Source organism: Bacillus sp. 0102A (genome assembly GCF_036765155.1).
Classification (GTDB): Bacteria; Bacillota; Bacilli; order Bacillales; family Bacillaceae; genus Bacillus; species Bacillus subtilis_G.
In genome coordinates, this window is record NZ_JBAIZW010000001.1 from 301,135 (window position 1) to 322,244 (window position 21,110).

The following is a 21,110-nucleotide window of genomic DNA, read 5'->3' on the forward strand; positions in this document are numbered from 1 at the left end:
AGACAGCTGTTTTTTTACTTCTCTTTCGTCTCATACCTGAGCACTGGATGTCTCGCCGCTTTTGTTTCATCCATTCTTTTTACAATTGTCGTATGCGGCGCCTCCTGGACGATCTCCGGATTCTCCTCCGCTTCTCTTGCGATTTGAATCATAGCGTCGATAAACGCATCCAAGGTTTCCTTTGATTCCGTCTCTGTCGGCTCAATCATGAGGCATTCTTCAACATTAAGCGGGAAATAAATCGTAGGCGGATGATAGCCGAAATCGAGCAGCCGTTTTGCTATATCAAGCGTACGCACCCCCAGCTTTTTCTGCCGCTTACCTGACAATACAAATTCATGCTTGCAATGACGGTCAAACGGAAGATCGTAATAAGGCGCGAGCTTTCTCATCATATAGTTGGCGTTTAACACTGCGTTCTCCGTAACAGCCTTTAACCCGTCAGGCCCCATGGAGCGGATATATGCATACGCTCTGACATTGATGCCGAAGTTGCCGTAATACGGCTTTACGCGGCCGATCGAATGAGGGCGGTCATCATCAAATGTAAAGCGGCCTTCCTTTTTGATTAAAACTGGTTTTGGCAAATAAGGAATCAGATCTTTTTTTACACCGACAGGGCCTGAGCCGGGACCTCCGCCGCCATGAGGGCCAGTGAATGTTTTATGCAGGTTGAGGTGCACTACGTCAAATCCCATATCGCCCGGTCTCGCTTTGCTTAAAACCGCATTTAAATTGGCGCCGTCATAGTACAATTTCCCCCCCGCTTGGTGAACAATTTCCGCCATCTCGTTGATCTGCTCCTCAAACAAGCCAAGCGTGTTCGGATTCGTCAGCATAAGAGCAGCAGTTTCTTCATTCACTGATCTTTTTAAATCCTCCAGATCGACAAGCCCATTTTTATTTGATTTCACTGTAATCGTTTCAAAGCCAGCTACTGTCGCTGAAGCAGGATTTGTCCCGTGCGCGGAATCAGGAACAATGACCTTTGTCCGCTTGAAATCCCCGCGCGCTTCATGATAGGCTCGGATCATCATCAGCCCCGTCCATTCGCCATGCGCCCCAGCAGCTGGCTGAAGCGTAACCTCATCCATTCCCGTAATTTCTTCAAGGTGCTCACTTAAATCATATAAAAGCTCTAAAGCCCCTTGTACCGTGTCTTCATCTTGAAGAGGGTGAATTGCAGCAAAACCGGGAATGCGTGCGATTTTTTCATTGATTTTCGGATTGTATTTCATTGTGCATGAACCGAGCGGATAAAAGCCGGAATCCACCCCGTGATTCCGTTTGGACAGCGCTGTATAATGGCGCATGATATCCAGCTCGGACACCTCCGGCAGCTCTGCGTCCTCGCCACGAATATAGGTGTCTGATAAGAGGTCCTCCAATTCGACTTCCGGTACATCGAGCTCCGGCAGACTGTAGCCGATGCGGCCTTCTCTGGAAAGCTCAAAAATAAGTGCCTGATCTTGATTACTCATGGCGATCCCCCAATTCCTGAATGAGTGCGTCAATTTCTTCTTTTGTTCTCAGCTCCGTTACAGCAATCAGCATATGACAGTCCAGCTTCGGATACGTCAGCCCAAGATCGAATCCGCCGATGATGCCTTTTGCAAGCAAACGCTGGTTCACAGCTTTCACCGGTTCATCCAGTTTGATGACAAATTCATTAAACATCGGTCCGTCAAATATGACGGGGAGGCCCGCTTTTTTTGCTTCTTGCTTTGCATAGTTGGCTTTTAGGAGATTTTGGCGGGCGATTTCTTTTACGCCGTTTTTTCCGAGAGCTGTCATGGCGACAGAAGCTGCCAGCGCATTTAAAGCTTGGTTCGAGCATATATTTGATGTTGCTTTATCCCTGCGGATATGCTGCTCTCTAGCTTGTAATGTAAGCACAAAGCCTCTTTTTCCGTTTTCGTCTTCCGTTTGTCCGACGAGACGGCCCGGCATCTTTCTCATTAATTTTTTGGTGACGGCAAAAAAACCGCAATGCGGGCCGCCATATGCTGATGGAATGCCGAATGGCTGCGCATCGCCGACGACGATATCAGCCTGAAACTCGCCCGGCGGAGCGAGCAGGCCTAACGCAAGGGGGTTGGCTGATACAATAAACATGGATTTCCCTTGATGAGCGATAGGCTCAATATCCTTTAACGGCTCGATCCGGCCAAAAAAATTCGGGTACTGAACGATCACTGCGGCTGTATCCTCGCAAACGGTTTGGCGCAAAGCATCAAGATCGGTAACGCCATCTGCAGCGGGGACTTCAACGACTTCAATATACTGACCTTTTGCGTACGTTTTCAGCACTTCTCTCGATTCAGGATGCACGGTTTTTGACACAACGATTTTTTTCTTTTTCGTATGGCCGGAAGCAAGCATTGCCGCTTCCGCCAAGGCTGTTCCGCCGTCATACATAGAGGAGTTGGCAATATCCATTCCTGTCAGTTCACAGATCATCGTTTGGAATTCGAAAATGGCCTGAAGCTCCCCTTGCGAAATTTCCGGCTGATAGGGCGTATACGCCGTATAAAACTCAGAGCGTGAAATAACATGATCCACAATCACAGGCTGGTAGTGGTCATATACACCCGCTCCCAAAAAAGAGGCGTGTTGTACGGTATCCTTATTTTTAGAGGCCAGCTTTGTCAGTTCTCTTGTGAGTTCCGTTTCTGATTTCGCTTTTTTGATTTGATACTCTTTTTTATATTTGACGTTTTCCGGTATATCAGCAAATAGTTCATCGATGCCGCTTACGCCGATAGCGGCAAGCATTTCCTGTTTATCCTCTTCTGTTGCGGGCAAATAACGGTGCTTCATGTGTTGACTCCTCTCCCCAAGAAAAAATATTAGCGTTTATAAAATGGTGTTTTAACAACCTTTGCTTTCACTAATTTTTTGCGAATCTCCACCTCTACAACTGTCCCGATTTCACTCGCTTCCGCAGCAATTAAGGCAAGGCCGACGTTTTTCCCAAATGTCGGCGACTGCGTGCCGGTTGTCACCTTTCCGGCGGGCTTGCCATTATAGAACACTTCATATCCGTGCCGCGGTATCCCTTTTTCGATCATTTCGAGACCGACAATCTTCCTCATTGCTCCGTTTTCTTTTTGTTCACTCAATACTGACTTGCCGAAAAAATCAGACTCCTTTTTGTGTTTTACGGCAAAGCCTATACCTGCTTCAATCGGTGTAATATCCCGGGTCAGCTCCTGGCCGTAAAGCGGGAGCTTCGCTTCAAACCGGAGAGTATCGCGTGCGCCGAGACCGCATGGAATCAGCCCATATGCTTCCCCCGCATCAATAATTTGTCCCCATATATACACAGCATCCTCATTGCGACAGTAAATTTCATACCCGTCCTCACCCGTATAGCCGGTGCGAGAAATGAGTGCTTTGCAGCCGCTGATATCAGCTTCATCAATAAATGCAAACGGCTTTAATGCTGATACATCTGAAGATACCAGTGTTTTTAAAATTGTTTCTGCTTTCGGCCCCTGTACAGCTAAGAGCGCAATCTGATCAGACAAATTATCAATCTGCACTTCACCTGCGGCATGTTCTTTCATCCAAGCCAAATCTTTATCTATATTAGATGCATTAATGACCAGCAAATAACTGTTCTCACCTTTTTGATAGATAAGTAAATCATCGACGGTTCCGCCATCCGAATAGCACATCGCCGTATATTGCGCACGGCCTGGCGTTAACGCGGAAACATCATTGGTCATCAGCCTTTGCAAAAAAGACAGACTATCGTTTCCTGACACTTCGATCTCTCCCATATGAGATACATCAAACAGCCCGGCCGCAGTTCGGACAGCCTCGTGTTCCTTTTTTATAGAAGAAAATTGAACAGGAAGCTCCCAGCCCCCAAAATCAATCGTTTTTCCTCCATATTCCTTATACAGATCAAATAACGGCGTTCTTTTCAGCATCGAATTCCTCCCCTTTTTTAACGGCGCAGCTAAAAAAACATACAAAAAAGGACAGAGAAACACCTCATGTAAAATGAAGGTTCTCTGTCCTGGCACCTGAAAGTTTACTTTGCATACGCAAAGACGTCCCCTTTGGTGGTTTGCGCATCCGCACAAACACTCTCCAGAGTTGCGTCGAGCAAGAGTTCTTTTGCCTGAGAGATTCACTCCGCAGTTTGCTCCTTCGGCGCCTGTATCCCGAAGTTCTCGGTCAGGTCTCTCCCCTTGCTGTCATTCGCTCATATTTTCATGCAGTTATGGACATACTATAGCAATATCTTACATCAAATACATACTCATATCCTACCACCATCACTATATGCTGGGCAACAGCAATTTGGGCAGATTTTTCTTATATTGCGCATTTTAAGAATCGAAGAATAAGAAAGGCGGTTTCAAAACAATGGACGCTGAAATGATCTACGATGCAAAATGGCCTGATGAATTCGCTGAAAGGCTTCAACATGATGGCCCGTGGGCGAACTGGGAACTGTACAAGCTTTCTGCAGAAATCCAGAAAACATTAGCCATTCCTGAATTTGAAGGCTTACGGGCCCCTTTATACCTGCCTTCCTTTACGCCGCTCCCGCACCAGCTTGAGGTTGCGCAAAAAGTGGTTGAAAAAATGAACGGGAAAGCGATTTTAGCAGACGAGGTAGGCCTTGGGAAAACGGTTGAAGCGGGACTGATTCTAAAAGAATATATGATTCGCGGTTTAGCCAAAAAAATATTGATCCTTGTGCCCGCTTCCCTTGTATCACAGTGGGTCAAAGAGCTTCAGGAAAAATTTTTGATCCCGGCTGTTGAACAAAAAAAAAGCTATGTGTGGGAGCAATGCGATATTGTCGTCTCATCAATCGATACCGCAAAGCGCTCGCCCCACCGGGAAATCGTGCTGTCAATCCCATATGATCTCGTGATTATTGATGAGGCGCACAAACTGAAAAATAGTAAAACGAAGAACTATGAATTTGTCCGGAATCTCGTAAAAAAATATTGCCTGTTGCTTACCGCGACGCCAATTCAAAACCGTATTGAAGAAATTTTCAATTTGGTGTCCTTATTAAAACCCGGCCATTTAGGCAGTCAAAATTACTTTCAGGAAGAGTTCGCTAACAAGAAATCCAGTTTAGGAGCGCATGAGCATTTAAAAGATCTTGTGAATAAAGTCATGATCCGAAACAGGCGGCATGATACCGGGCTGACTTGGAAACAGCGCCATGTTGAAACAGTACCGATTGAATTTTCTCCATCAGAGCAGGCGCTTTATGATGAAATTTCCCGCCTGAAGGAAGGCATCAATAAGCCGGCCAGCATATTCTCGATTATGACATTGCAAAGAGAATGCTGTTCGAGCAGAGAAGCGGTATATATGACGCTGAAAAAAATGCTTGATCAAAAAGAAAAACAAGCACCGGCCATTGATGAACGCACCATTTCGGTTTTAATAGACCGCATCAACCAAGTCACACAAAACTCTAAAGCGCTGCAAGTCGTTGATCTGGTCAAGAAGATAGACGATAAGGTCATCATTTTTACAGAATACCGGGCAACCCAGATTTACCTGCAATGGTTTCTTCAGCAAAACGGCATCAGCTCCGTGCCGTTCAGAGGCGGATTTAAACGCGGGAAAAAAGACTGGATGAAGGATCTTTTCCGCGAAAAAGTCCAGGTTCTGATTGCAACTGAAGCCGGCGGAGAAGGGATTAACCTGCAATTTTGCAATCACATGATCAACTATGACCTGCCATGGAATCCGATGCGTCTTGAGCAAAGAATCGGAAGAATTCACAGGCTCGGACAGGAACGTGACGTGCACATTTACAACATGGCGACAAAACATACTGTGGAAGAGCATATTTTAAAGCTGCTGTATGAAAAAATTCACCTGTTTGAAAAAGTGGTCGGCGAACTTGATGATATATTAACGAAAATTCAAGTGAACAATTTTGAAGAACATCTGCACGACATTTTGTGCCATTCAGCAACAGAGGAAGACATGAAAATCAAAATGGACAACTTAACTTCATTTTTGTCTTATAAAAAACAGCAACCTGCTGAAAAAAGAGGATCTTAGCCTGTAAGGAGGTTTTATAAGTGAGACAGCAAGAGATTCACGATTTTCTGCTTCGTTTTTTTCAGGCAAACAGCTGCCCGATCATCGATCAAGGTTCCGGCTATATGACAGTGCAGCTTACAGTTGAAATGGACAAACAGATCATGAACCGCCCTTTCTACTGGCACTGGCGCGAGAAGACAGGCGGCGATCCGAATCCAATGAAAATCACTTTTATTACAGATAAGGAAACCGCTCCAAAAGACCTAGATGGCGAATTTATTTATTTTGGGGCGCCGCGCCTCTTTCAAATTTTTAAAGCTGTTAAACAAAATGGGAGATTTACCAGAATGTATGAGAAAATTGAATCAGCCGGAGCCAAAGTCCCACTTCAGCCTTGGCTTGGTATAAATGTCACGATTTCATACCAGTCCGACATGAAAAAGGATAAGCTATTGTCACTAGGTCTTCATCTAGTCTCTGGAACCATAATTGAACATTTTCAAAGTAAGCTGACACACCTTTCACTGACGTCGCAAATATGCGACTATTGCTTCACCATATCGCCTATGATCAAACCAGCAAGCGGCCTTACGCGGATGGAAAACTATATTGCTAAATCCGCTATGCAGGAGCCGTCAGACTGGGCAGAACAGGCGGTAAACAGGTGGAAGAATGATATGTCATTGCTTGACAAGTTTTATGAGCATATAGAAGAAAAACCAGAAGAGTATCATCTAGAAAAACAGGCGCTGAAATCCTTGTATCAACCAAAGATATTGGTGGAAATTGAAAATGGCGGATTATTTTATTTGCAAAATAATATTTCAAGCTAACTTTTTTACCATTCGACATCGTTCTCGTTTTTTTTGAAAAAATGCGATTATAATAAAGGTATACTGGAAAAAAATTCTGGCAATTTCAATGGCAAATGACTTCCAGAGACGCTGAAGCCATACAATGAGTCATGGCCGGACTGGCTGAAATACATAAACAAGTATTTTAGGAGGAGAAACTGCATGAAAAATGCAAAACAAGAGCACTTCGAATTAGATCAAGAATGGGTTAAATTGATGATGAAAGCCAAAGAGGCAAATATCAGCCCGGAAGAAATACGAAAATATTTACTTTTAAACAAAAAGTCTGCTCATCCTGGTCCGGCAGCCAGAAGTCATACCGTAAATCCTTTCTGAATGTGCTATAATATCACAAGGAAGGTGATGACATTGATTGGCCAGCGTATTAAACAATACCGTAAAGAAAAAGGCTACTCACTATCAGAACTAGCTGAAAAAGCTGGGGTAGCGAAGTCTTATTTAAGCTCAATAGAACGAAATCTACAAACGAACCCCTCCATTCAATTTCTCGAAAAAGTCTCCGCTGTTCTGGACGTCTCGGTTCATACTTTGCTCGATGAGAAACATGAAACCGAATACGATGGTCAATTAGATAGTGAATGGGAGAAATTAGTTCGCGATGCAATGACATCCGGGGTATCGAAAAAACAATTTCGTGAATTTTTAGATTATCAAAAATGGAGAAAATCCCAAAAAGAGGAGTAGTGCCTGAGCAGAGGCACTGACTCCTCTTTTGTCAATAAACATCAAGATGGCCCAGTATATCAATACTGGGCCATCTTGATGTTATTCATTTTAATCCTCACTGTGCGCTCTTTCATTTTCTTTAATGTAACCGTCTTTATCAGTATGTTCCTTTTTGACTGTCAAGCCGTTCCACTGTGTCGCTTCGAATGAGAATTGAAGCTGCACTGAATTGCCTTGATATTTATTTTGAACCATTAGCCCGTTTTCGTCTTTTGTTTTATCGTCTTTGAATTGGATCTCCATTTGGACTTGGTCAAAATCAATCGGTGTCTTTGGAACACCATCATATTCAGGAGCGGTTGTACCGTCAATTGTTGCTACATTGACTTTACCGCTTGCATGTAAGAATTTAGGGTCAATTTGTTTTTTGATTTTTTCAGTAGCCGCTGCATCATTTTTAGCGGACATCAAATACAAGTCCTTGAGGTTTGCATCATCTAAAATAATATTTTTCGGGTATCCATTGCCGCCCTCTTTTCCAACTGTCAATACTGTCACCTCAAACTGGCTGAGAAAATCTTCTGCTGATGTATTGCTGCCGCCGTTTGCTTTAAATTCACCGTAATTCAGCGCCATTAATACTTCTTTGATCGCAAGTGAGCCGTTATTTTCAAATTGGAAGTCTTTCGTCAATTTGTCTCCCGGCTTTAGATTTGATAGGTTGACACTTGCTGAATTTTCTTTAGCAGATAAATCAAGTGTACCTGACGCAAAAGTAGCATCCGTTGATTTAATGTCGTTAAATGCTGCCCATGTTCCTCCTCCTACTAAAGCTAATCCTAATGCCGCCGAAGCCACTCCTAAACTTAATTTCTTTTTCATACCCATGGCAAACTCCCCTTTTATTGAATGATTTATATCGAAACCTGTTGCCAGGTTTACAACTGAAGTTAAGTGGACATGGTGCTGTCCTTTGTATCTGTTTCCAAAGCTTTTGTCTTTCTTTCAATTTCTCTAATAGCGCTTGTGATCGTCACAAAAGCGTACATCAGCAGCATCACGCCCGGAACAATCAGTAAAACAGCGGTTCCGATTGGCTGACTGGCAAAATGAAGCATATAGCCGGCATACGGAAGCTGAAAACCCGTATATTGCGCGCGGACATTTTCTTCCGATACTAGCGCTGAATCAGCTGCGGCGTTATTGTCCCCTTTTGTTTTAAATAACAAATGGTCTCCTTGCTTCGTTACGTCAACAATCCTGTGGGTGACCGCCGTATTTGCATCCTGCATAAATGTAATGACGTCACCCTTTTGGAGCTCTTTCACATCGGTGATTTCCTTGACCAATATTAAAGAACCTGTGTTGAACTCGGGCTCCATTGAACCCGAGAGAACTGATTTCAGCGTGTATCCAAACACTGCCGGCTCTCCCCCGGATGAACGTGTTGATATCACGACAAGCGTAAGTACAATAATGAGAGTAAAGATGATCACGTAGAGAATATTACTGATCAGCTTCATTGCTTTTTTCATCCTCTTCCCCGCTTTCCTTCACAACTGATTGAGTACCTTTTTCTTCCGTTACTGCTTCTTGAGATGCATCCTCTTTATTTGGTTTTTCTTGCACATCCTTTTGCGGTGTTTCCTTCTCCTTTTTGACGGCAGGCTTCGTTTCTTTTTTCGGGACTGTCGGTTTTTCATCGCACCTTGCAAGCGTCATTGGCTCCGACCACTCAAATGTACTGCCGTCTGCCGGATAGCCAGCCGGTTGATATACTTTAAATGCATAAATGCCGGGTTTCATTTTTTTCTTCGTCTCAATTTTATAAAGTGAATCGCCGGTTTGATTGGAAACGAATCCTTTTTCGATCACGTTCCCATCCTTTAACGGTTTGCGGGCATTTTTCAGCTTATGAAGCTCCCACTTCCACTTTGATTTCTTCAGTTTCTCACCTGTATTTTTAAGCTCAGCAAATAAAGTGACAGGTGAGCATACAGTGCCTTTTGTATCCGTTTGATCTGACAGATGCAAATCACTTTGGTCCCAACGTTTATCGTAATGGCAGTTTTTATCTGTATGCTGAAAGTCTTTACACGTTTGAAGCGAAACATTAAATGTTTCTATATCATGAAAAACAGCGCTTGTATCACCGGAAAATTGTAAGCATATCGCGGCAGTCAGACTGAAAATGACTGAAAGCTGAAAAAAAAACAGAACTTTTAGTTTCGTCTTTGCCTTTTGCTGATTGCGGAACAATCGAAACATATCTTACCTCCTGTAAAACACTGTAACTTAATATCACAATTGTTCTCTTTAAAGAACTACACAAATTGAGTATAATCAACGTTTAATGGATTGAAAAACACCAAAATTGACCGTTTAGTTCGTTTAAAAGAACATTTCCATCATCTTACTAAGTCTTACTCAGTATTGCTCATCTTTTTGAAATTTTTAGATTGTTATGTGAGAAAGTAAATGCATATCCAAGTTCGATTTGGAAATCATAAACAAGGAAAGGGTGACAGCATAATGTTCAAACAGTGTGTGATTTGTCTTTCTCTTCTCTTTTTCGGCACCCCTGCCGCTCACGCAGAAGAAGTGCCGCTTGTGACCGCCCGTCACATATCTAAATGGGAAGAGCTTGCAGTAAAAGAAGCAAAAAAAAGATACCCGCTCGCACAGGTACTGTTCAAACAAAAAGTATGGGACCGCAAAAGAAAAGATGAGGCAGTGAAGCAATACCATTTAACCCTAAGAGAAGGATCAAAGGAATTCGGCGTATTTGTCACGATTTCGTTCAATCCCTATAGCCAAAAGGTTAATAAAATTGCCATATTAGAAGAATATCAATAAGGTCCTCCATTTTCGAAGGACCTTATTCGCTATAGCAGTGCAATTATTTTTTTCGCTTCAGCCATAACCTGAAACCATAGGGTAAAATACCGAACCACTGCTGTGAGGCAGGTGTTTTTGTTTCTTTCCGCACCTCTTTTCGTTCTTTTCGTTCATCTTTCGGAGTATCTATATATTTGACAAATTGCTGAGTCATGTATTTGACATAATCATTTGTTTTCACGTGATCACCTCATCATTCAATTATTATGAGTGTTGGCTCACAGGACTTTTTTTATACCCTTTCTTTGCTTTATTCTGTCCAGCTCAGCAGTTGTTTCTGTTTTTGATCAAACACTAGCTGTGCAGTTCTTTCTGTTCCCGACTCCGTCATGGCTTTTAAATTGATTTCTTTTTGCTCTTTTATCGATGTATCATGAATGTCATAAGAAACCTGCCCATATGTAAACTGCTGTGAACCCTTTTGGCCTTTCCGTTGCTCAAGAATATGCCGAATAGACAAAAGCGCGCCGTTCTGAAGTAAATTCTCTCCTGTGTAAAACTCTTTTGTTTCCTTTTCAAACATGCAGTGTGAAATATATTGAGCAGCAGTAAAGTTCACGATCAGCAGTACAAGCGCGGACACAAAAAGAACAGCGGGATAAACAAACCCTCTCGTGCGGTACATTCACCCTCCTCCTAAATACCGATAAACCGGAAAAGCAGTTTGATACAATTTTTGATTCTCACTCTCAATTTTTAACAAAACCATCCCATTTTCAATATCGGCTTTCATGACTGTAATATGATCTAGTATCGGAACATGCCCTTTGCCATCTACCCTTTTTCTTATCATTGAATGATAGGTTTCAAAACGGATGTCTTGCCCGGAAAGATTGGTGCAAATCAATACGCTCCCATGCTCAGTTGTCTTGACTGCGCGAGACTGCTTGCACTCGTTCATCATCTGCTCTACCGAAATCATCCATTCTTGCTCTGTGAACCCGTCATGTCCCTGTTGGCGTGACAAAAACAGATGGAAGATCATAGCTAACGATCCTGATATGATTAAAAAAACAGAAAGCGAAAATAATACGTTAAGAAGCGTATAGCCAGTCTGTCCGCATAATGCTGAGGCAAAATGGTTTTTCTTTATAAGCTGCTGCTGAGATGCATACGTTTTGATCATGACCCTCCTCCTCCCACTTCAGCGCATAGATCTTATTGTTCTTTATAACCGTTTTTGAAGCATCTCTTTCACCAGTCATTATATATTCGCCAATGCTTTCATTCATTATCTGGTAGCCGGTTTCTCGTGATTCCGCCATCTTTTCATCAGCTATCAGCTTGCTCCACATGGGAATGACTGCCAGCAGCAGAAACAGCCACAGACTTAGCGCAGACATTGTTTCTATTGTAGAAAAACCTTTATTTTCTCTCCACATTGACTCTCCCGCTCCCTAAATAAACTGTTATGTCGTAAGCGGCATGTCCTTGTACTCGTATTTTTCCGCCTGCATTCGGATGCCCTTTCTCATTAAATTCCAAACGGTCTTTTAATGTCAGCGGCTCTATAGAAAGTCCTGTTGGATAGGGACGTTCAATCACCGTATCATCCATGACTAATTGATAGTCTTTTCTCTGAAAGAGAATTTTCGTTCTTTGATGACTGGACATTGCAGTCTGCTGTGCAAGCATAATATCGTTTTTCAGCTGCCACGCCGCCTGACGAACCGCTGTATTGCCATAAACAGGAGGAAGTGCGGTAAACACGGCAATCAAGAGGATAGAGGCGAGGCTTAACACAAGTAAGCTTTCTAAAAGAGTAAATCCCTCCTCCTCGTTTAATTTAATGTTCAATCTTAACTTCTCCGCCAGTGATGACAATATGCTTCCCATCTGGACAAACCGCATCCTTTTTCACATAGCCCTCTGACTGTAAATCGGCAAGGCTCGGTGTCTGTCCTTCATGATCGAGCTCATATGCAGTCATTTGTGCCTTAATCATGTTTTGCAGGCCCTCACAGCCCTTTTTCTGAATGGTTTGATTATGTTTCGTGACGTTCGGTATCGTAATTAAAAGCAAGATTGAAATAATAAAGAGCACAATTAGCATTTCAACAAGAGTGAATCCTTTCTCATTCATCGGCCTCTTCCTTTCACATTTGATTCATCATCTGATACATAGGCAAGAGCATAGACAAATACACAATTAAGATCATCGCAGCAACAAATCCATAAATCATAGGCTGAAGGATGCCTGTCCATTTCTGAGCCTTGTGTTCCAGCCGCTGCAATATGAACTGGCTGTATGTGAAAAGCTCCCTGTCTAGGCGGCCGCTCAGCTGGCCGTGAGATATGACTTTTGAAAAATCTGTTTCATAAAAAGGGCTGTCACAAATAGCGGCTTCAATAGATTCACCAGCTTTTAACCGTTCAATCACTTGCTCAGCCTCGCAGCGGTAGAAAGGGAGAAACGATTGATGTTTAAATGCATTAAGGCTGTCATAAATTGAGAGGCCTGATTTTAAAAGGCTGCTTAGCTGCAAAGAAAAAAAGTAGCTGTTAAACAGCCTGACAAGTTTTCCAACTAAAGGTATCCTCACACAAATAAGCATTTGCCGGGCAGGTGACTTTTTCTTAAACACCAACCAATAATAAAGCCCGATACCTGCTGCAAAAAGAGCCGCCAAAACGACCATCAGATCAATATGCTGAAAACAAGCGAAAAGCATATCGGTTGAACGTGAGGTTTCCATATTCATCGATTGATAAATACCGGAAAACTGCGGAATGATGATAGACTGTAACATATAAAACATGACAGCGACTGTAAAGATGAGGAAAAGCGGATAGCGCAGCACCCTTTTCAGCTGGTCTGCCTGTGCGATTTTTCGTTCCAGCAGCTCTCCGCTCTGGATCATGGAAGCAGGCAATTCACCATGTGTTACAGCAAAATAACAAATACCTATGGCTTCCTTATGAAATGACAAACTCTTTAATACTTGATAAAACGGAGCCCCTTCCCTCAAACGAGTGACCGCGTCAGCCAAGTCGGCCACCTGCCTCTTATTCATCTGAAGCTCCATCAGGCGTAATCCATCCAGAAGCGTATATCCGCCCGCCATCATTTCACCAAGCCGCTTTAATAACAAGGCTTGATCCTTTAGCGACCAAGTTTTTCTAATCTGTTTCATGATAAACCCACTGGTCATAGTTGTTTGTCGTTAAGTAGCCAAGTGCAATTCCTTTTCTAATAATTTGACGCAGTGTTTGATATTGGTAATTTGCATGATTGCCTTTTGCCTCCTGAATACACTGCTGAAGGTTTTTTCCGTAAAGCAGCTCATAAACGCTTACTCTTCTGGTGTTTCGAGACTGGCGGCAATACACCGATGAACATCTGTTTTCACAAAACGGGCAAGCTAAATCAACCAAGCGCTGAGCCGCTATCGCAATGACGGTCTGTTCGATTTCATTCATATTGATGCCGAATTCAAGCAGCCTGTAAATCGCGCCCTTCGCATCTCTCGTATGAAGGCTCGTTAGCACCAAATGCCCCGTCATCGCTGCTCGCACGGCAATTTTAGCTGTTTCCGCGTCTCTGATCTCACCTAAAATAATCATATCCGGGTCATGGCGCAAAATAGCCTTCAGCCCTGCCGAATATGTCACACCGGCTTTTTCATTCACCTGCACCTGAAGAACATCCTCGTCCCTTGTTTCAACAGGGTCTTCCAGTGTGACAATATTTCGATTAAAGTGTTTTTTTGCATATTGAACGAGAGAGTATAATGTGGTGGTCTTCCCTGAGCCAGTTGGACCGGTAAAAATGAGCATGCCGTGAGAATGTTTTAAAAATGAGAGTAAAGTGGCTCCTGTCTTAGGAAATAATGACAGTTTATCAATTGATGGGATATTATATTGAGGCATCACTCTGATCACGAGGCTTTCTTCATTAATAGTGGGGAGCGTTGACATTCTTAAATGAACATTTCCCTTTCCCAGTTTTAACGTAAGCGAACCATTTTGCGGCTTTCTCCTTTCCCCTATGTCCATCGCTGAGAGAAATTTAAAATGTGAAATCAGTCTTACGCACTCTTCTTTTTTCATGTTCCTTTTTTTCAGCAAGGCGTGATCTACCCGAAAATGAATGATGGCGTCCCGCTCCCTCGGCACAATGTGAATGTCAGAAGCCTTTGTTGAATACGCCTCTTCAATCAAGGTTCTGCTTATCGTTTCTATTGAATCCAATTTGATTCCCTCTCCTTTCAATGCGTATTGTAGAAAAATAAGGACTGGTAATCAAACGGAGAAAAAGTGATTTTCCGGAGATGTTATATGCCGAAAAATCAATTTCTGCTGACAGAAAAGATTGTTTCAGCTGAATGTTCCTCCTTGATTTCATTATTTTTCTAAATGAAAAAGCAGGCATGATGATCATCATGCCTGCTTTCCTCTATCTTTCATTATGCTGATTTAGAAATTTCACTTAATGCTTCTCCTGCTTTTTGGTCTGTATTTTTCTCAACGGAAAGATCGCCTAATGCAACAATACCGGCAATTCGTTCGTTTTGAAGAATCGGTAAACGGCGGATTTGGTGCTCTGCCATAAGCTGACTCGCTTCTTCAGCAGACATATCAGGGTGGCCGGATACGATGTCAGCGCTCATGATGTCTCTTGCTTTTGCATCCATCTGATTCTCAGCTAAGCATCTCGTCACAATATCCCGATCAGAAACAATCCCCTTAAGTGTGTCGTTTTCACAGACTGGAATAGAACCGACATTGGAGTCTTTCATCTGTTTCGCTAGTTCTGTGATTGAAGCGGTTGGTTCACAGCATTCTACATTCTTCGTCATAATGTCTCTTATTTTCATTTCCATTCCTCCTTTACCGTGTTCTATTTATTTTTTATCCGCTGCACAAAAAATGAAACATCCTACAGTGTCTGCCTTTTTTGAGATTTCTTTTTCTTCTTTCCCTCTTGCAGCATATCTCCCGTCCAGCCTTTCTTCTTCAAATATAGGTAGATCAGGACCGTAGACGTGCCAATCAATAAGAGCGAAAAGAGATATCCGTATTTCCAATTCAGCTCAGGCATCACTGAAAAGTTCATCCCCCAGAGGGCCCCAAGTGCTGTAACCGGCGTAAAAAGCGTCGTGAAAATGGTCAGCGCTTTGAATATTTCATTTCCCCTGTGAGAGGTAATGACTTCCTCTGAATGCAGCAGACTATTAAGCTCCCCTTCAAATTCACTGATGTATGTAAACCCCCTGTCAATTTTGAGTTGTGTCCGCTGATAAACCTTTTTATATTCATTTTGAGACAAGAAGGTTTCTTTCAATGCCATTTCAATTTTTTTAGTGTTTAGGATTAAGTTTTTCCAGATCATCAGCTCATGGTGCAAGAGATGGACACGGTTTAAAATGCTTTTGCTATTGTCGTCTTTGATTTGCCATCTGAGCTTTCTCAGCTTTACTTCAAATTCATCTAAACCGATTAGATACGCATTCATTAACTCGCCGAGAAGGATCAAAAATCCCTCCATGGTACTATCCGCTCTTTCCATTTGCTGGACAACTTGTTTTCCCTTAATCCCATTCAAAATCGAAAAATCAAAGTTTATTGTAAAAAAATATTGTCTGGTAATATAAAAGTGAAAAACGGTATGGTCTTTTTCCTCACCCAGCCCCTGATCATATACAATTGAGCCAAATATTGCTTCATTTTCCGTTTCAGTTGTGTCCACACGCAAAAAGTTAATATGATGGTTATTTTCAAACCACTTTTCGCATTGAGGCCAGTGAGAAAAATGGATCAGATCTCTTGCCTTATCTCTTTCCTGAGGCCCCATTTGGTACCAAAACCAATCCTTTCCCGTATGTGCCTTCATGTCAAGCTCCTCCAAACTTTTGTTCTTTTGTTCTTTAATTGCCCAAGAAAGGCCTCGCTAAACCAGTCAGCCGCTTCAACACATGTTTTGTGGGCATTTTCCTGTGGTATGGAAAATAGAAAGACATCGGAAAAGGGAGGTGCATGCCTTCCTTGGAGAAGGCAGTTGTTTTGGAATTTGTCAATTTACTAGCAGTCGCTATTCTCATTTTGTTAACAGGATTTTTTGTTGCCGCAGAATTTTCAATCGTAAAAGTGCGGCGTTCCAGAATTGATCAGCTTGTCGCAAAAGGAAAGAAAGGCGCTAAAGCAGCAAAGCATGTCATCACTCACCTTGATGAATATTTATCAGCCTGCCAGCTGGGCATCACAGTGGCAGCTTTAGGATTGGGCTGGCTGGGAGAACCGACCGTGCAAACCTTGCTTCGTCCCCTTTTTCATAAAGCAGGCTTGAATGAGTCGCTCACCCACCTTCTTTCACTTGTCATTGCCTTTTTAGCGGTGACGTATTTAAATGTCGTCATAGGGGAGCTGGCGCCAAAGAGCTTCGCCATTCAAAAAGCAGAAAGCATTACATTGATGCTTGCCAAACCGCTTATTTGGTTTTATAAAATCATGTTTCCATTCATTTGGCTGCTGAACCACTCTGCCCGGTTGATTACAGGGTTGTTTGGGCTGAAGCCGTCATCAGAGCATGAACTGGCGTATACAGAGGAAGAACTGCGGGTTCTTTTAGCTGAAAGCTATAAAAGCGGTGAAATCAGAAAAAGCGAATTAAGGTATATGGATAATATCTTCACCTTTGATAAACGAATGGCAAAGGAAATCATGGTGCCGCGAAATGAAATGGTCAGTTTGTCACTTGATGAAGACTCAATCCCAAGTCTGCAGGAAACAGTGAAGCAAACAAAATATACACGGTACCCAGTTGTAAGAGAGGATAAAGATAACGTTATGGGCGTAATCAATATGAAAGAAGTGCTGTTTTCAATGCTGACGAAAGATTTTTCACTGAACAAGCAGCATATTGAACCTTTCATTCAGCCCGTTATCCATGTTATTGAGACAATTCCTATTTATAAATTACTGCTGAAAATGCAAAAGGAACGCACCCATATGGCGATTCTCATTGATGAATATGGCGGGACTTCCGGTTTGGTCACTGTCGAGGATATTATCGAAGAAATTGTAGGAGAAATCCGTGATGAATTTGACGAGGATGAGGTGCCTCATATCCGCGAGCTCGGAAAAAATCACTACTTATTAAATGCAAAGTTATTAATCAGCGATGTAAATAACCTGCTTGGAACAGATTTATCAGAAGCTGAAGTGGACACCTTGGGCGGCTGGTTTCTGACACAAAACATAGACGCCGAGGCTGAAAGTGTGATTGAATACGATGGCTACTCTTTTAAGGTAAAAGACATTGACAGCCATCACATTTTATTTATAGAAGTTAAAAAAGCTGAATAGCCCAAGGGAGGCTGTCCAGCTTTTTCCAGAATGAACATGTTTGTGATTGTTCAGGGTATCATGATTCTTCTATCTTAAATCCTTTATTGGCCAGGGCTTTAGCAAGGCTTTGCTCGGTTTTCACATTCGAAAAATCCAGCCCCAGCTTCACCACAGTTTGGGCAATTTCTGGCCTGATTCCTGAAATAATCGTCTCAATTCCGAGTAGTTTGGTGCTGTCAATCACTTTGAAAATTTGATAAGCCACCATTGTATCGACGATGGGAACGCCCGAAATATCTAAAAATAAATAGGATAGTTTTATCGCTGAGCACTGCTGCAGCACCGACTCCAAAATCGTCCTCGCTCTGTACGTATCAATTTCACCGACAAGCGGAAGAATCCCTATCCCCTCAGAGATCGGCATAATCGGCGCACTCAATTCATTAATCATTTCTTTTTGTGCGTTTAATTGTATCATCGTGACCTGGGAATATTCTTCAGTAAACACTTCGATGATCTCATCAATGGTTTGATTCAAGATCCGGCTCCACTCATAAATGTCCTGAATGCTGATTTCTTGAGAAGAGGCTTCGCTGAATGTCTGAATCCATTTAAACATGATGTGCCTGAAGGCGTTAAGTTGGCCGACACTTTCTGTTACAGTCACTTCATGAACGGCACGGTCTCTGGCGCATTGAAGAGACCATCGATTGAGCTCATCCTTTACGTCTTCTGCTTTACTAAGGGATTTCGCCACGATGGTCACTAATGATTCATGCTGGTCTTTTAACTTTTGTTCTAATTTTTTTTGATCTTTATCGGAATGCAGCCAACTTCCTTTTGACGCGCAAGTTTCCAGCCATTGTTTGATAATATCTTCTTTGTGCTCTGTTACATGCTGATCAAGAGCTATCATCTTAATGAGCTACCTCCTGTTTTTTTGAAAAATATATGTTTCCTATGCATAATGCGTCTTCCTCAGCACATACTATGTTTACATTCGATGGGCTATAGCCAAGCGGTAAGGCAATGGACTTTGACTCCGTGATCGTTGGTTCGAATCCAGCTAGCCCAGTTTCTGAACAGGTGAAAAACCGAAGATAAGCTGATTCATAAAAATCAGCGGATCTTCGGTTTTTCATCATGCAGATTGATGAACCGTTTTCTTCTTCGATAGCTTCAACAGTTCTCCCGGATTATAACCGATCACCAGCTTTTTGTTGTCCACAAGAATCGGACGTCGCAAAAGCTTCGGCTTCTCGATTAAAAGTTCCAGCACCTCATTTACCGTCATCTCTTCGATGTTTAGATTTAAATCTTTGAAGGTCTGGCTTCTTGTCGCTAAAATTTCATCAATACCTTCTGTCGTTAACGATAAAATGTACCTTAATTCTTCTATTGTCGGGGTTTCTCTGAATAAGTGCCGTTCGTTAAATTCAATTTGATGCGCTTTGAGCCAATGTTTTGTTTTTCGGCATGACGTGCAGCTTGGATATGAGTAAAAAATTAATTGTTCCATTCGTTTTTTCCTCCTCAGTTAACCATCTCTTTGTAGAATAACTACCCGGATCATTTTTTATTTAAACCATTTAAAGAACTTTTTTTCGGATTATTTTTAAAAAACCATTCATATAATAGAAAACACAATCAAAGGAACAAATTCCATTTGTATAACAATAATGAAAATGTTTACATTTCTAGGTGTGATCTATTATAATAACAATCAGAGGGACTCTCGGGAGGGGATAAAATGAATCGCATGTTCCGGGTGTTAGGATTTTGGACGGGAATTTTTGCAGTCATGTTTTATTTGGGTGATATGAAAGATGCTTCCCTATTGTTTTTTGGACAGACGATCCTATTTGTATTTCTATCGTATTTGAACTTAACTGAACGCATGTATATTTATATTTTTGGCGCTTATTTAACGATTTTCTTTGCCGGCTTTACATATTACTCAATTTTTATTATGGTGCCCGGCGGCGGAGGCCATTAAATGCAAAAAGAGACAAACCTTATCGGTTTGTCTCTTTTATTACAATGAAAACCCATTTAAAAACGGATTTTGATCCTGCTCATTCTGCACGTCTGTTTCAGGGCCATGGCCGCTTAACACCAGCGTGTGCTCCGGCAGCGTAAGCAGTTTTTCATGAATGGACGTCAGCAGCGTCTCTTGATCGCCGCCTATCAAATCCGTACGCCCTATGCCGCCTTGAAACAGGACATCTCCGGAGATCACCAAATCTGCATCCTTCACGTAGTAAGAAACACTGCCTGGCGAATGTCCCGGCGTAAATAATGTTTCCAAATGAAACGGCCCGATGTTCAGTTCACCGTCTCCTTCGATCAGGTGATCTGCAGGCTTAGCTGTGATTTCTATCCCTCGCAGCATGCCGGAGCCGTTTAAAGAGGCATCCGTAAGCCAATTCTTTTCATTCTGATGTAGGTAAACAGGGATATCCCATTTTTCTCTCACTTCATCCAGCGCTCCAATATGGTCGAAATGGGCATGTGTAAGCAAAATGGCTAAAGGCGTCAGCCCTTTTTCTTTTATGTATTGATTAATTTTATTTCCTTCGCCGCCCGGATCAAAAATCAGGCATTGATCATCATTGATGAGAAAATATGCGTTCGCCTGAATCGGCCCTACTGGCATTCGTCTCCATTTCACTATGATCACCTCTTTCTTTTTATGCTCCTATTATGAGGGTTTTTGAAAAAAGATTCAAACAATCGCAATGAAAACGCTATCGACAAACCTCTAAAAAACAGGTAGAATAAAAATGGAAAGAATTGCAGGTTTTTCAATGTAAAGGGGGCTGCGTAATGTTACTTGTCGTGATTTTCGGCCTTGTCGCTCTTTTCGCTTTATGGGGAGTCTTGCGTTCTGTTAAAAATAGAAATATACTTGGATTTTTAATGGCCGGAGCCACCTTATTTGTCTTTGGCTGGTTTACGGTGATGACCGTGATAAACAGCGGTTATCCAACCGCACATTAAAACCTGTATCCCATTGGATACAGGTTTGTTTTTATTGCTGTAAACGTTTATTGACACTTTCTATTTTGCTTTCAAGCGTCGTTTTTTTGTCACGTCTGTCATCAATTCGGATGTTTGTTGCCACTCTGTGCAGCCCTTTTTGAAACGGTGCTTCGTGAATTTCCTGAATAACTGTGAAAAGGTCACTGAGTTCTCCCTCGATCAGCGTGTTCATCGGTGTCAGCTGATATTTGATTTTCCCTTCTGCTTGATATCCTTCTAAAATTTTTTGGACATCGGCCACGTAAGCACTCACACTAGGTGTTTCCGTTCCGATTGGGATAATGGTTACATCTGCGATAGCCATCG

General features: G+C 42.3%; 28 protein-coding genes, 1 tRNA gene and 1 riboswitch. Of the genes, 9 read left to right on the forward strand and 20 right to left on the reverse strand.

Going from position 1 to position 21,110, the window contains the following annotated elements; translation table 11 throughout:
• Positions 1 to 14: 14 nt before the first annotated feature.
• The 3 genes from gcvPB to gcvT are packed head-to-tail and all read right to left on the reverse strand — an operon-like array spanning position 15 to position 3,938.
• The gene (gene gcvPB / locus V6D41_RS01785) at positions 15 to 1,481 is read right to left on the reverse strand and encodes an aminomethyl-transferring glycine dehydrogenase subunit GcvPB (protein WP_333517104.1); all 1,467 of its coding nucleotides are present in this window, start codon (positions 1,479 to 1,481) and stop codon (positions 15 to 17) included.
• Complete coding sequence (gene gcvPA, locus V6D41_RS01790; RefSeq protein ID WP_333517105.1) at positions 1,474 to 2,820, reverse strand: aminomethyl-transferring glycine dehydrogenase subunit GcvPA; 1,347 nt, start codon at positions 2,818 to 2,820, stop codon at positions 1,474 to 1,476. The genes gcvPB and gcvPA overlap by 8 nt, the downstream gene beginning before the upstream one ends.
• A gap of 29 nt (positions 2,821 to 2,849) precedes the next feature.
• Complete coding sequence (gene gcvT, locus V6D41_RS01795) at positions 2,850 to 3,938, reverse strand: glycine cleavage system aminomethyltransferase GcvT (protein WP_333517106.1); 1,089 nt, start codon at positions 3,936 to 3,938, stop codon at positions 2,850 to 2,852.
• 172 nt (positions 3,939 to 4,110) lie between these two features.
• Positions 4,111 to 4,212, reverse strand: a riboswitch (glycine riboswitch).
• A 168-nt stretch (positions 4,213 to 4,380) separates the two neighbouring features.
• On the opposite strand from gcvT, the gene V6D41_RS01800 reads away from it, so the two are divergent.
• The 4 genes from V6D41_RS01800 (at position 4,381) to sinR (ending at position 7,595) form a co-directional block, all read left to right on the forward strand.
• A complete protein-coding gene (locus V6D41_RS01800; protein ID WP_333517107.1) occupies positions 4,381 to 6,054 on the forward strand; it encodes a DEAD/DEAH box helicase in 1,674 nt (557 codons plus the stop codon).
• Positions 6,055 to 6,074: 20 nt separating this feature from the next.
• Complete coding sequence (locus V6D41_RS01805; protein ID WP_333517108.1) at positions 6,075 to 6,869, forward strand: YqhG family protein; 795 nt, start codon at positions 6,075 to 6,077, stop codon at positions 6,867 to 6,869.
• Between the two features lie 183 nt (positions 6,870 to 7,052).
• The gene (gene sinI / locus V6D41_RS01810; protein WP_087990694.1) at positions 7,053 to 7,226 is read left to right on the forward strand and encodes an anti-repressor SinI; all 174 of its coding nucleotides are present in this window, start codon (positions 7,053 to 7,055) and stop codon (positions 7,224 to 7,226) included.
• Positions 7,227 to 7,259: 33 nt separating this feature from the next.
• Positions 7,260 to 7,595: a transcriptional regulator SinR gene (sinR, locus tag V6D41_RS01815; protein ID WP_003226345.1), complete on the forward strand. Its 336-nt coding sequence runs from the start codon at positions 7,260 to 7,262 to the stop codon at positions 7,593 to 7,595.
• 90 nt (positions 7,596 to 7,685) lie between these two features.
• On the opposite strand, the gene tasA is transcribed toward sinR, so the two are convergent.
• The 3 genes from tasA to tapA form a co-directional block, all read right to left on the reverse strand.
• Complete coding sequence (gene tasA, locus V6D41_RS01820; protein ID WP_333517109.1) at positions 7,686 to 8,465, reverse strand: biofilm matrix protein TasA; 780 nt, start codon at positions 8,463 to 8,465, stop codon at positions 7,686 to 7,688.
• Positions 8,466 to 8,527: 62 nt separating this feature from the next.
• Positions 8,528 to 9,100: a signal peptidase I SipW gene (gene sipW, locus V6D41_RS01825; RefSeq protein WP_333517416.1), complete on the reverse strand. Its 573-nt coding sequence runs from the start codon at positions 9,098 to 9,100 to the stop codon at positions 8,528 to 8,530.
• Positions 9,084 to 9,845, reverse strand: coding sequence for an amyloid fiber anchoring/assembly protein TapA (gene tapA / locus V6D41_RS01830; RefSeq protein WP_333517110.1), 762 nt, complete (start codon positions 9,843 to 9,845; stop codon positions 9,084 to 9,086). The genes sipW and tapA overlap by 17 nt, the downstream gene beginning before the upstream one ends.
• A 261-nt stretch (positions 9,846 to 10,106) precedes the next feature.
• Here tapA and V6D41_RS01835 point away from each other — a divergent pair, with 261 nt between their 5' ends.
• On the forward strand, positions 10,107 to 10,433 hold the full coding sequence (locus tag V6D41_RS01835) for a YqzG/YhdC family protein (RefSeq protein WP_333517417.1): 327 nt from the start codon (positions 10,107 to 10,109) through the stop codon (positions 10,431 to 10,433).
• Between the two features lie 43 nt (positions 10,434 to 10,476).
• On the opposite strand, the gene V6D41_RS01840 is transcribed toward V6D41_RS01835, so the two are convergent.
• The 10 genes from V6D41_RS01840 to V6D41_RS01885 form a co-directional block, all read right to left on the reverse strand.
• On the reverse strand, positions 10,477 to 10,656 hold the full coding sequence (locus tag V6D41_RS01840; protein ID WP_087990697.1) for a YqzE family protein: 180 nt from the start codon (positions 10,654 to 10,656) through the stop codon (positions 10,477 to 10,479).
• A gap of 69 nt (positions 10,657 to 10,725) precedes the next feature.
• Positions 10,726 to 11,100, reverse strand: a complete 375-nt coding sequence (gene comGG, locus V6D41_RS01845; RefSeq protein WP_333517111.1) for a competence type IV pilus minor pilin ComGG — start codon at positions 11,098 to 11,100, stop codon at positions 10,726 to 10,728.
• A complete protein-coding gene (locus V6D41_RS01850) occupies positions 11,101 to 11,481 on the reverse strand; it encodes a ComGF family competence protein (RefSeq protein WP_333517418.1) in 381 nt (126 codons plus the stop codon). It lies immediately after the preceding gene.
• 28 nt (positions 11,482 to 11,509) lie between these two features.
• On the reverse strand, positions 11,510 to 11,857 hold the full coding sequence (gene comGE, locus V6D41_RS01855; protein ID WP_333517112.1) for a competence type IV pilus minor pilin ComGE: 348 nt from the start codon (positions 11,855 to 11,857) through the stop codon (positions 11,510 to 11,512).
• On the reverse strand, positions 11,841 to 12,272 hold the full coding sequence (gene comGD / locus V6D41_RS01860; RefSeq protein ID WP_333517113.1) for a competence type IV pilus minor pilin ComGD: 432 nt from the start codon (positions 12,270 to 12,272) through the stop codon (positions 11,841 to 11,843). Before comGD ends, comGE begins: the two co-directional genes overlap by 17 nt.
• Positions 12,262 to 12,558 carry a competence type IV pilus major pilin ComGC gene (gene comGC / locus V6D41_RS01865; RefSeq protein WP_333517114.1) on the reverse strand — a complete coding sequence of 99 codons (297 nt, stop codon included), beginning with the start codon at positions 12,556 to 12,558 and terminating at the stop codon, positions 12,262 to 12,264. The genes comGD and comGC overlap by 11 nt, the downstream gene beginning before the upstream one ends.
• A 13-nt stretch (positions 12,559 to 12,571) precedes the next feature.
• Positions 12,572 to 13,609, reverse strand: coding sequence for a competence type IV pilus assembly protein ComGB (gene comGB, locus V6D41_RS01870; RefSeq protein WP_333517115.1), 1,038 nt, complete (start codon positions 13,607 to 13,609; stop codon positions 12,572 to 12,574).
• Positions 13,596 to 14,666, reverse strand: a complete 1,071-nt coding sequence (gene comGA, locus V6D41_RS01875; RefSeq protein WP_333517116.1) for a competence protein ComGA — start codon at positions 14,664 to 14,666, stop codon at positions 13,596 to 13,598. Before comGA ends, comGB begins: the two co-directional genes overlap by 14 nt.
• Positions 14,667 to 14,881: 215 nt before the next feature.
• Positions 14,882 to 15,292 carry a CBS domain-containing protein gene (locus V6D41_RS01880; RefSeq protein WP_333517117.1) on the reverse strand — a complete coding sequence of 137 codons (411 nt, stop codon included), beginning with the start codon at positions 15,290 to 15,292 and terminating at the stop codon, positions 14,882 to 14,884.
• 62 nt (positions 15,293 to 15,354) lie between these two features.
• Complete coding sequence (locus V6D41_RS01885) at positions 15,355 to 16,308, reverse strand: magnesium transporter CorA family protein (protein WP_333517118.1); 954 nt, start codon at positions 16,306 to 16,308, stop codon at positions 15,355 to 15,357.
• A 143-nt stretch (positions 16,309 to 16,451) separates the two neighbouring features.
• Between V6D41_RS01885 and V6D41_RS01890 the strand changes: the two genes are divergently transcribed.
• Entirely contained in the window at positions 16,452 to 17,780 is a 1,329-nt protein-coding gene (locus V6D41_RS01890) for a hemolysin family protein (protein ID WP_333517119.1), read from the forward strand.
• Between the two features lie 58 nt (positions 17,781 to 17,838).
• Here V6D41_RS01890 and V6D41_RS01895 read toward each other — a convergent pair whose 3' ends face one another.
• Complete coding sequence (locus V6D41_RS01895) at positions 17,839 to 18,678, reverse strand: STAS domain-containing protein (protein ID WP_333517120.1); 840 nt, start codon at positions 18,676 to 18,678, stop codon at positions 17,839 to 17,841.
• Positions 18,679 to 18,766: 88 nt separating this feature from the next.
• Here V6D41_RS01895 and V6D41_RS01900 point away from each other — a divergent pair.
• Positions 18,767 to 18,837 (forward strand) — tRNA-Gln (locus V6D41_RS01900).
• 66 nt (positions 18,838 to 18,903) lie between these two features.
• On the opposite strand, the gene mgsR is transcribed toward V6D41_RS01900, so the two are convergent.
• Positions 18,904 to 19,281, reverse strand: coding sequence for a transcriptional regulator MgsR (gene mgsR / locus V6D41_RS01905; RefSeq protein ID WP_087990709.1), 378 nt, complete (start codon positions 19,279 to 19,281; stop codon positions 18,904 to 18,906).
• A 231-nt stretch (positions 19,282 to 19,512) separates the two neighbouring features.
• Here mgsR and V6D41_RS01910 point away from each other — a divergent pair, with 231 nt between their 5' ends.
• Positions 19,513 to 19,758 (forward strand): DUF2626 domain-containing protein, encoded by a 246-nt coding sequence (locus V6D41_RS01910; RefSeq protein ID WP_003226300.1) that lies wholly within the window; start codon positions 19,513 to 19,515, stop codon positions 19,756 to 19,758.
• Between the two features lie 39 nt (positions 19,759 to 19,797).
• On the opposite strand, the gene V6D41_RS01915 is transcribed toward V6D41_RS01910, so the two are convergent.
• A complete protein-coding gene (locus tag V6D41_RS01915; protein WP_333517121.1) occupies positions 19,798 to 20,433 on the reverse strand; it encodes an MBL fold metallo-hydrolase in 636 nt (211 codons plus the stop codon).
• A 155-nt stretch (positions 20,434 to 20,588) separates the two neighbouring features.
• Here V6D41_RS01915 and V6D41_RS01920 point away from each other — a divergent pair, with 155 nt between their 5' ends.
• Positions 20,589 to 20,762 (forward strand): DUF2759 domain-containing protein, encoded by a 174-nt coding sequence (locus V6D41_RS01920; protein WP_202327183.1) that lies wholly within the window; start codon positions 20,589 to 20,591, stop codon positions 20,760 to 20,762.
• Positions 20,763 to 20,793: 31 nt separating this feature from the next.
• On the opposite strand, the gene V6D41_RS01925 is transcribed toward V6D41_RS01920, so the two are convergent.
• A complete protein-coding gene (locus V6D41_RS01925) occupies positions 20,794 to 21,108 on the reverse strand; it encodes an MTH1187 family thiamine-binding protein (protein WP_148962056.1) in 315 nt (104 codons plus the stop codon).
• Positions 21,109 to 21,110 lie beyond the last annotated feature (2 nt).

What these genes read in the sequence shown, in the direction of transcription:
- V6D41_RS01890 (WP_333517119.1), top strand. Translation starts at nt 16,452, where the DNA reads ATGCCTTCCTTGGAGAAGGCAGTTGTTTTGGAATTTGTCAATTTACTA.
- sinI (WP_087990694.1), top strand. Translation starts at nt 7,053, where the DNA reads ATGAAAAATGCAAAACAAGAGCACTTCGAATTAGATCAAGAATGGGTT.
- V6D41_RS01910 (WP_003226300.1), top strand. Translation starts at nt 19,513, where the DNA reads ATGAATCGCATGTTCCGGGTGTTAGGATTTTGGACGGGAATTTTTGCA.
- comGB (WP_333517115.1), bottom strand. Translation starts at nt 13,609, where the DNA reads ATGAAACAGATTAGAAAAACTTGGTCGCTAAAGGATCAAGCCTTGTTA.
- sipW (WP_333517416.1), bottom strand. Translation starts at nt 9,100, where the DNA reads ATGAAGCTGATCAGTAATATTCTCTACGTGATCATCTTTACTCTCATT.
- V6D41_RS01920 (WP_202327183.1), top strand. Translation starts at nt 20,589, where the DNA reads ATGTTACTTGTCGTGATTTTCGGCCTTGTCGCTCTTTTCGCTTTATGG.
- gcvT (WP_333517106.1), bottom strand. Translation starts at nt 3,938, where the DNA reads ATGCTGAAAAGAACGCCGTTATTTGATCTGTATAAGGAATATGGAGGA.
- comGC (WP_333517114.1), bottom strand. Translation starts at nt 12,558, where the DNA reads ATGAATGAGAAAGGATTCACTCTTGTTGAAATGCTAATTGTGCTCTTT.
- V6D41_RS01800 (WP_333517107.1), top strand. Translation starts at nt 4,381, where the DNA reads ATGGACGCTGAAATGATCTACGATGCAAAATGGCCTGATGAATTCGCT.
- gcvPA (WP_333517105.1), bottom strand. Translation starts at nt 2,820, where the DNA reads ATGAAGCACCGTTATTTGCCCGCAACAGAAGAGGATAAACAGGAAATG.
- tapA (WP_333517110.1), bottom strand. Translation starts at nt 9,845, where the DNA reads ATGTTTCGATTGTTCCGCAATCAGCAAAAGGCAAAGACGAAACTAAAA.
- comGG (WP_333517111.1), bottom strand. Translation starts at nt 11,100, where the DNA reads ATGTACCGCACGAGAGGGTTTGTTTATCCCGCTGTTCTTTTTGTGTCC.
- V6D41_RS01885 (WP_333517118.1), bottom strand. Translation starts at nt 16,308, where the DNA reads ATGAAGGCACATACGGGAAAGGATTGGTTTTGGTACCAAATGGGGCCT.
- gcvPB (WP_333517104.1), bottom strand. Translation starts at nt 1,481, where the DNA reads ATGAGTAATCAAGATCAGGCACTTATTTTTGAGCTTTCCAGAGAAGGC.
- tasA (WP_333517109.1), bottom strand. Translation starts at nt 8,465, where the DNA reads ATGGGTATGAAAAAGAAATTAAGTTTAGGAGTGGCTTCGGCGGCATTA.
- V6D41_RS01895 (WP_333517120.1), bottom strand. Translation starts at nt 18,678, where the DNA reads ATGATAGCTCTTGATCAGCATGTAACAGAGCACAAAGAAGATATTATC.
- V6D41_RS01880 (WP_333517117.1), bottom strand. Translation starts at nt 15,292, where the DNA reads ATGAAAATAAGAGACATTATGACGAAGAATGTAGAATGCTGTGAACCA.
- comGE (WP_333517112.1), bottom strand. Translation starts at nt 11,857, where the DNA reads ATGTGGAGAGAAAATAAAGGTTTTTCTACAATAGAAACAATGTCTGCG.
- V6D41_RS01925 (WP_148962056.1), bottom strand. Translation starts at nt 21,108, where the DNA reads ATGGCTATCGCAGATGTAACCATTATCCCAATCGGAACGGAAACACCT.
- mgsR (WP_087990709.1), bottom strand. Translation starts at nt 19,281, where the DNA reads ATGGAACAATTAATTTTTTACTCATATCCAAGCTGCACGTCATGCCGA.